The sequence below is a fragment of the Microbispora sp. H11081 genome (genome assembly GCF_012999535.1).
Lineage (GTDB): Bacteria > Actinomycetota > Actinomycetes > Streptosporangiales > Streptosporangiaceae > Microbispora.
The window spans coordinates 1-1,628 of record NZ_JABBWV010000036.1; the positions used below are offsets into that span (position 1 = coordinate 1).

The window sequence follows — 1,628 nt, forward strand, 5'->3', positions numbered from 1 at the left end:
CGTTCATCGCCTCGAAGTCGAAGTACAGGCTGCCCGCGGAGCCGTTGACCTCGATGCGCAGCGCGTTCTTGCGCCCGGTGGCGAAGCGGGTGGCCTCGAAGGACCCCAGCGCCCCGCCCTCGAAACGGCCGATGAACAGCGCGGCGTCGTCGACGGTGACCTCGCCCATCTCACCGCCGCCGCCGCCGGCCGAGAGCCCGGCCGAACTCGCGGCGAGCGGGCGCTCCTTGACGAACGTCTCCGTGATGGCGCTCACCCCGGTCAGCGACCGGCCGATGATGAACTGCGCCGTGTCGATGATGTGGGCGCCGATGTCGCCGAGCGCCCCCGACCCGGCCTTGTCCTTCTGCAGCCGCCAGACCAGCGGGAATTCGGGGTCGACGATCCAGTCCTGCAGGTACTGCGCCCGCACGTGCCGGATCTCCCCGAGCCTGCCCTGCTCGATGAACCGCCGGGCCAGCGCGACGGCGGGCACGCGGCGGTAGTTGAAGGCGACCATGCTGCGCACGCCCCGCGCCGCCGCCGCGCGGGCGGCGGCGGTCATCGCCTCGGCCTCGGCCACGGTGTTGGCCAGCGGCTTCTCGCAGATGACGTGCTTGCCCGCCTCCAGGGCGGCGATGGCGATCTCGGCGTGGCTGTCGCCGGGCGTGCAGATGTCGACCACCTGCACGTCGTCACGCTCCAGCAGCCGCCTCCAGTCCGTTTCCACCGCCGCCCAGCCGAGCTTCTCCGCGGCCTGGGCGGTCGCCTCGGCCGACCTGCCGGCGAGGGCCGCCATGACGGGCCGGGCCGGCAGGTCGAATACCGAGGCGACGGTCCGCCATGCCTGTGAGTGCACGCGCCCCATGAACGCGTACCCCACCATGCCGACGCCCAGCGCCGGCTTGCTGTCTGTCACTGAATATCTCCCCCGTATCAGGATTCGAAGCCGGTCGGCAGGTACTGTGCCGCGTTGTCCTTGACGACCGTCTCCGAGGTCAGCGTGATCGACTGCGGCACCTGCTGCTCCAGCAGGTCGCTCATGCCCTTGCCCTGCGCGATCAGCCGAGCCAGCTTGATCGCCGAAGCGGCCATCGTCGGGCTGTAGGTGACCGTGGCCTTCAGCACACCGTTGTCGGCCTGGATGTCGCGCATCGCGTTGGCCGACCCCGCACCGCCCACCATGAAGAACTCGTCCCGGCCGGCCTCCTTGATCGCGGCCAGCACACCGATGCCCTGGTCGTCGTCGTGGTTCCAGATCGCGTCGATCTTCTTGTGCGCCTGCAGCAGGTTGCTCGCCACCTGCGTGCCCGACTCCACCGTGAACTTCGCGTCCTGCTTGGCCGTCACCGAGAACCCGTAGGTCTTCAGCGCGTCCTCGAACCCCTTGCTACGGTCCTGGGTCAGCGGCAGCGTCGCGATGCCCTGGATCTCCAGGATCACCGGGTTCGACACACCCTTGTCCTTCAGCGTCTTGCCGATGAAGTGACCCGCCGCGACACCCATGCCGTAGTTGTCGCCGCCGATCCAGGTCCGGTACGACAGCTTGTCGGGGAACACCCGGTCCAGGTTGATCACCGGGATGCCCGCGTCCATCGCCTGCCGGGCCACCTGGTTGAGCTGCTCACCATCGTTGGGCAGCAGCACCA

At 69.2% G+C, this 1,628-nt stretch carries 2 protein-coding genes; both read right to left on the reverse strand.

What is annotated here, in order from left to right; all coding sequences use genetic code 11:
* Positions 1 to 898 (reverse strand): Gfo/Idh/MocA family oxidoreductase (locus HHX31_RS33355; protein WP_311932502.1); only part of this gene is annotated, 898 nt, incomplete at its 3' end.
* Positions 899 to 915: 17 nt separating this feature from the next.
* Positions 916 to 1,628, reverse strand: a 713-nt coding sequence (locus HHX31_RS33360) for a substrate-binding domain-containing protein (RefSeq protein WP_169953791.1), incomplete at its 5' end; no start/stop codon positions are given.